General features: G+C 53.5%; 1 tRNA gene. It reads left to right on the forward strand.

The features are described 5' to 3' along the window. The first annotated feature begins 126 nt into the window (after positions 1-126). Positions 127-202: transfer RNA gene (locus ACLJXE_RS24395), tRNA-Glu, on the forward strand. Positions 203-217 lie beyond the last annotated feature (15 nt).

The raw sequence follows: 217 nt of genomic DNA on the forward strand, positions 1-217 counted from the left end.
CAAGGTAACCGTAGGGGAACCTGCGGTTGGATCACCTCCTTACCTTAAAGAACCGACCTTTGCAGTGCTCACACAGATTGTCTGATGAAAAGTAAATAGCAAGGCGTCTTGCGATTGAGACTATACGTCCCCTTCGTCTAGAGGCCCAGGACACCGCCCTTTCACGGCGGTAACAGGGGTTCGAATCCCCTAGGGGACGCCACTTGCTGGTTCGTGA

The organism is Citrobacter sp. U14242, from assembly GCF_046555775.1.
In the GTDB taxonomy this organism is placed as follows: Bacteria; Pseudomonadota; Gammaproteobacteria; order Enterobacterales; family Enterobacteriaceae; genus Citrobacter.